Below are 6,487 nucleotides of genomic sequence, written 5' to 3' on the forward strand. Positions count from 1 at the left end.
AAAGGCGGTCCGATGATGAAAATGACCAAAAGTGAGTTTGAAAAAGGTATGAAATATGCCAAAGCTACACACGCCATTGAGGGAATTTATCTTACAGCTGAAGAGGAAGAATTGATATGGGAGCATGTATCTGGTCAGATCACAGATGAGGAGTATGAGAGAAAAGCCCTTGAATTGGCTTATAAAGTGATATAATAGAGTTCCAACAATTGTTTGGCGAAGGTGCGTAGCGTAAGACGACGACAGTCGTCGAGTGGCAACGAAAAGCGAAGCACCGAGAGCCAAACGGGAACCCCCCCATGCTAACAGGGGGGTAGTACGCAAGATGAAAATAAAACGTATAAAAAAACATGTCGTGCATTTTAAAAATGCCGTTGAGAGCGTTCAGATTCGATTCTGAGCGCTTTTATTTTTGTTCAGGTAATTGAAGTAGGGGAATGCGTCAAAAACGCTTATAAGGGCTTTAAATGCGTTTTTTTGTTTTGTCTGCTGCCATGACTTTTGAAAGTTGTTGGCGAGATGCCGAGCAAAATTCAAAAGTGTTTGCGAGATACCGAAAATTTTACATATCGAGGGAGAAACAGGGTTTTATTAGGAAATCTTGTGCTAGCATTTAGTTAAAACTGGTTTTGTAAGGGGGGATTGTAGATGGCGGCTATACCGTCTCCAGTTGTAGCGGTTAAAATCAATGAATGGTACAAGCATATAAAGAGATTCAATGTAAAAGAGTCTGAGGTTCTAAGGGAAGAGGTTAGGAAAGAGATCGATGCCATGGAAGAAGATGAGCAAGCGGTTCTTTATTTTCAGTTGATGGAGTTCCGTCATCAATTGATGCTTGATTATGTGCAACCTTCTAAAAAACCATTGGAGCCTTCTGAATATTTGAAAGCTGTAGAAGGACAAGGGAAAAAGATGGCGGGCTTTCTTGAATACTATTTCAACTTTTTCCAAGGGATGTATGAATTTAGAATGGGCGAATTTGTTAAAGCCATCATGTTCTATAGGCGAGCTGAGAAACGTTTGGAACAAGTGGCTGATGAGCTAGAGAAAGCGGAATTCTATTACAAGATGTCCGAAGTGTTTTATCACATGAAACAGACACATATGTCTATGTATTACGTCACTCTTGCTTATGATACCTATAAGGCTTATAAGACGCATTCGATTTATATGGTTCGTGAAATTAATTGTTTAACTGTAGTCGCGGGAAATTATATGGATTTAGAAACTACAGATAAGGCGTTGACTTGTTTTTCTTTAGCTTTGGAGAAAGCGAAGGCAGTAGGCAATAAGCATATAATCTTTAGGCAACTGTACAATGTCGGTATGTGTTATCAAGGGTTAAATGAAATTACGAAAGCTGTATCGTATTTTCACCAAGCCATTTTAGAAGGGGAGCCGATCGGAGAAAGGTTGTTTCAAGCCTATTATGAATTGACACGAATTCATCTGAATCAAAAAGAATTAATTGAGGGACGAGAATTTTATGAGAAAGCTAAAGAGCAGTTGGCTTTACATAAAGATGATTTATTCTTGGATATGTTGAAGGTGCTAGAAAATTTATTTTTTAAGTCTGCAAATCTTAGTGAAGTATTGGCTTGCTTGGAGAAATTGGAAAGTCCGAGGGGTTTACCTTACATGGAAGAGCTAGCTTTGGAAGCCGCCCGATTTTATACTGAAAATGGGCGTGTGGATGAATCTGTCAAATTGTATGAAAAGATGATATACGCCCAAAAACAAATTCAAAGGGGCGATTGTTTGTATGAATTTCTATAGGAACTGTGCTTTAGGTTTAATTTGTGCATCAGCATTGGTTATCGGTGTTTTTGTTCAAGCGAATATAGATAACTATAGTGCAACTGGTTTTCAAGTTTGTTCTAGGGCAATGACTTAATTCTTCAGACCTTTTAGGTCTGTTTTTTTTGTGGAAAGATCATGTGTAGTCACTTGGAAATAACACGTAAACTATTAGGTTTTTGACTAAACGTGATATTTCCACTGGGTACAGACGGCAGGAACCCATAAATAGCAACGGCCAGAAGATCGGACCGAATCGCCATGAAATGACCTTACTTGTTCCATGCTCTTCTGTTTGTCTCTTTTTCAATCCCACCATTTTTGTGGGCGGGTGATGGCAGCTGTATTTTGAAGTCAGGTTTAGTCAGGTTCTAGGGGTAGTGTAAAGAATTTTTATACTATGAAATGGGGCGAAAAAATCAAAAAAAAATCTCCCCCTGCGGGGAAATTTGGTTTAGTCTTTGGTCTTTTAGGTTTTGAGGTTTTGGTTTTTAAAAAGATGGCGGTTTCGCCAGCTTTTTGGGCGATTTTGACGGAGTCAGAATCGTGTCTTTTCTTATCTTGATACATATAGAAACACTGTCATTTTAAAAAAACAGGATAAATCCAATGGTGTCAAGGGTTTAAGGGCAATTTGACAGGTAAAAACCCCGTCTGCTATTATTAAGTTACCACGCTTAAATAATAGAGTGCTAGAGAACTAGCTGCAGAAGGGGTTTTTTACTTTGCTTTATTCATCTGAAAAGAATTATACCATCCTCGATGACAAAACCGCAACAGGTAAAAAGCGGGATTGGAAGGGGAAAAAGGTGAGATCGTCGCTTATGGCGGCTCATTATGAAGGACTTGAAAAGCGTACCGGTGCGCCTTACTACAAGAAGAAGGCAGAGAAAGTATGTGATTGTGCGGAATGTCTTGCGTTTAAGAGAGATCGAGAAACGGGCAGACTACGATTATATCAAGCCTATTTTTGTAAAGTGAGGTTATGCCCTATGTGTGCGTGGCGAAGGTCATTGAAAATTGCTTATCACAATAAATTGATAGTTGAAGAAGCCAATCGGCAATATAAGCCAGCATGGATATTTCTCACGTTGACAGTGAAAAATGTCGAGGGCGATGATTTAAAACAAACGATTACTGATATGATGCAAGGCTTTAGAAAGCTGTTTCAATACAAAAAAGTGAAAACTGGAACACTTGGTTTTTTTAGAGCTTTAGAGATTACAAAAAACCATGAACAAAATACATATCATCCTCATTTTCATGTGCTGATTCCTGTAAAGCGCAATTATTTTGGGAAAAGCTATATCAAACAAGCAGAGTGGACAAGCCTTTGGAAGCGGGCAATGAAATTGGATTACACACCTATTGTGCATGTGCAGCGGGTCAAAGGGAAAAAGGGAATCGATGCAGAAGCGATTGAAAAAGAAGTCCGCGAAGCAATGGAAGAACAAAAAGCTATTCTTGAAATCTCGAAGTATCCAGTCAAGGATACGGATGTGATACGTGGTAATGAAGTGACCGAGGAGAATTTGGATACGGTCTATTATTTGGATGATGCATTAAGTGCCAGGCGTTTAATCGGTTATGGCGGGATCTTGAAAGAGATTCATAAGGAACTGAATTTGACGGATGCGGAAGATGGAGATCTGATCAGAATTGAAGAAGATGATGATGAGGTAGCTAATGAGACGTTTGAAGTCATGGCACATTGGCATGTTGGCATCAAGAATTACATAATCACATAGAAAGCAGACCTATCATGGGTCTGCTTTTTTTATGTCAATATGGCATGTGAAATTTCTTTTTTGATTGCGGTGTCCGCAAGCATTTTGGAAACTTTTCTAATTTAGGTAATTTATGTAGATTTATATATCTATTTATGTGATATTTGCCATGAACAAAATACTAGATAGAGAGGGAGTTTTGTCTTGAAGTTAAAAATTATGGTCATGGCGTTAGTTTCTGTTTTGGTTTTATCTGTTGCACCAAATGTTTCAGCTTACGAAAGTAATGTGAAGGAACCTGAAAGAGTATATAAGGTTAAGACTGATGATCAAACAAGTTTGGATGCTGAACAACAAAAAATGATTGATGCTGTTAAGCCGTATGTGTCTGTTGGTAAAGATGGTTTGTTGTCTTTGAAAAATAATGTGCCAAATTCTTTATACGAGAAATATAGTTTAGATCAATTGGAAGCACATTTTGCTCAATTGAATAATGATGTAAAAAATGGTAAAATTACTGTAGAAAAAGATTTGAGTATTACACCTACCACTTTGTCGACATCTGTTAATTACGCTAGATGGACTTATAACTGGTGGGGGTATGATCGAAAATTCAACAATAAAGCTTCTAAAAGTTATCAAGATTTTCTGTATACAGCAGCTGCTGGTGGAGCTATTACTGGAGGATTGACTTTTTGGTTACCACCTGTTGCATCAATTTCTGCTGTCTCGGCCGGTTACTGGACTTTATTAGCTGTTAGAATCGGAGCAAAAAATAAAGGTAAAGGTGTCTATGTAGGTGTTTCTTGGGCTGCCGCATTTAGAGTTGACACCCTCAAATAATATAAAGGTGATGATTTTATGATGACTGTAATAGCAGTCTTGATGATGTTAACTGGCGCTTCTTATTTTGCTGTTTATATGCAAAAACGTAAGAATAATAAGGAAAAAGAGATGGGATATAAAATTGTTTTTCTCGTCGTTTTCTTTTTACTGTGTGTGCCACTCATCAATATTGTCGCCACTGGAGGATAAAAAGCAGGCTGAAGAGCCTGTTTTTTTGTTTCTTAATATCATGATTTTTGCTGAAAAATTTCTTTTTTGGTTGCGGTGTCCGCAAGCATTTTTTTTATTTTTTAGAACTTCGTTTTGATGAAAATTTCTGTGGTAGAATCCGTTCACTGTGGAGGTGAACAGGATGACCATTGAAATTCATGTGATGGATTTAGGGGCAATTATTATTTGTGGTTTGATGCTCTTTGCAGTGTGGTTTGAAGAAGAAGTAGGCGATTAAAGCCTGCTTCTTTTTTATGGGGTTCGGGGAAGATTTCCCCGACTGGTTCGGACAGCGTCCGAGGTCTTCAAGGTTTTGAATTTAGGAAAAATAATAGCCGACTTCTTCGGCGATTTTTCCTATCAGCGGAGCTGATCAGAAGGAGCGAAAGCGACTGTCGTAGCCCTCGGCAGAGACCGCACTTTACGGAGTAAAGTATAGCGGGCTATACTTTACATGGAAGTGTCGCCGGAGAATGTGGTAAAATTGAAAGAGAAAGTTGTTGTCGGGGAGAGGGCGTGAAGGGGAAAAATGGCGTTCATTATTTGTAATATGCGGAAGTTCAAAAACGCAGACTTGAAGGGTCAACAGATTCATAATCAGAGAGAAAAAGAGAGCCATACGAACCCCGATATTGATCGAAATCGGGCGCATCTGAATTATGATTTATTGCATGATAAACGAGTCGATTATAAGGCAATGATCAACGAACATATCGAGAAGAACGTGGAGACGAAACGTGCCATTCGGAAAGATGCGGTTAGGTGCTGTTCGTTCATGATCTCGGCAAGTCCCGAATTCTTCGAAAAGCTGTCTCCAGAGAGCGAAAGGGAATTCTTCAAATCCAATCTGGAATTTATCCAGGAGCGTTACGGAAAAGAGAACGTGATGTATGCGTCAGTACATAAGGATGAAACGACACCCCACATGCACGTGGGGCTCGTGCCGATCACGAAGGAGAAAAAGCTATCTGCGAAGCAGATTTTCAACAAAGTTGAAATGAAGCAGCTGCAGGAAGCGATCGGGAAGCATAACGAAAAATTTGGCTTGCTGCGTGGCGAGCCTTCAGATAAAAAATATCTTGAAATTCACAAGTTTAAGCTAGAAGCGGATAAAGAGAAGTTGAAAGAAGTAAGCCTTAAAAAAATAGAGTTGGAACAGGCGGTTGATCAGATTTCGGGTCGATTGGATGATTTGAAAAAGACAGCATTTGAAGCGCAGGCGGTTGATCAGATCGAAGTGAAAGAGAAAGGCGGCTTGTTAACGGCAAAAACTGTTCAAATGAGCAAAGAAGATTTTGCGCAGGTTCAAAGTCTCGCCAAAGCGGGCGAGGTGTTCCGAAAGGAAAACAAGAAGCTCGAAAAAGAATTGACGCAAGAGCGTAGCAAAACAAGTGAATTATCAAAAAAGAACCGCATTTTGGAAGCTAGGAACAAAGAACTTGAATTAGAAAATCGCTTTTTAAAGCGTGCAATCAATAAATTCATGGATGTCTTCAAAGAGAAGAAGCAAGAGTACATGATTCTTTTTGGTCATTTAAAAGCGAGTGTGTTGAGACAAATGAACATGAAAATAACTGATAATCACTTTGAGAATCAGAACGAATTAAAGGGAGCGAAGCATTTTTTGTATGAGGAAGAGCGCGAAAAGACTGCACCTAAGAAAAATCGAAATCAAGATCACGAGATGGAACGATAGGTCATGATCTAAATATGGCATGAGTCAACGGTAAGCGGAACGAAGTGAGCATTAAGGAGTTGACGCATTCACCACATCCAAAGCCTATTGATTCAAACAAACCCCGTTTGTTTGCGCCCGCCGAAGGGGCATCCCCCGAAGATCGGGGGTAGGGGGTTTGAATATTTGCCATCCAACGTGCTAGCGTTGGCGGGTTTGGGCAGAGCCCAAG

General features: G+C 39.4%; 7 protein-coding genes. All 7 read left to right on the top strand.

What is annotated here, in order from left to right; all coding sequences use genetic code 11:
* Positions 1–195, top strand: a 195-nt coding sequence (locus NKR21_RS21065) for an antitoxin VbhA family protein (protein ID WP_253602606.1), incomplete at its 5' end; no start/stop codon positions are given.
* A 453-nt stretch (positions 196–648) separates the two neighbouring features.
* Complete coding sequence (locus NKR21_RS21070) at positions 649–1,776, top strand: response regulator aspartate phosphatase (protein ID WP_144458561.1); 1,128 nt, start codon at positions 649–651, stop codon at positions 1,774–1,776.
* A gap of 421 nt (positions 1,777–2,197) precedes the next feature.
* Positions 2,198–2,362, top strand: coding sequence for a hypothetical protein (locus tag NKR21_RS21075; RefSeq protein WP_186299720.1), 165 nt, complete (start codon positions 2,198–2,200; stop codon positions 2,360–2,362).
* A 160-nt stretch (positions 2,363–2,522) separates the two neighbouring features.
* Positions 2,523–3,545, top strand: coding sequence for a protein rep (locus NKR21_RS21080; protein ID WP_144458565.1), 1,023 nt, complete (start codon positions 2,523–2,525; stop codon positions 3,543–3,545).
* A 183-nt stretch (positions 3,546–3,728) separates the two neighbouring features.
* Positions 3,729–4,367: a hypothetical protein gene (locus NKR21_RS21085; RefSeq protein WP_144458564.1), complete on the top strand. Its 639-nt coding sequence runs from the start codon at positions 3,729–3,731 to the stop codon at positions 4,365–4,367.
* Between the two features lie 18 nt (positions 4,368–4,385).
* Entirely contained in the window at positions 4,386–4,559 is a 174-nt protein-coding gene (locus NKR21_RS21090) for a hypothetical protein (protein ID WP_186299680.1), read from the top strand.
* A 550-nt stretch (positions 4,560–5,109) separates the two neighbouring features.
* On the top strand, positions 5,110–6,276 hold the full coding sequence (mobV, locus tag NKR21_RS21095) for a MobV family relaxase (RefSeq protein ID WP_144458563.1): 1,167 nt from the start codon (positions 5,110–5,112) through the stop codon (positions 6,274–6,276).
* The last annotated feature ends 211 nt before the right edge of the window (positions 6,277–6,487 follow it).

The organism is Bacillus sp. 1735sda2, assembly GCF_024159245.1.
Taxonomy (GTDB): domain Bacteria; phylum Bacillota; class Bacilli; order Bacillales; family Bacillaceae; genus Bacillus; species Bacillus pumilus_O.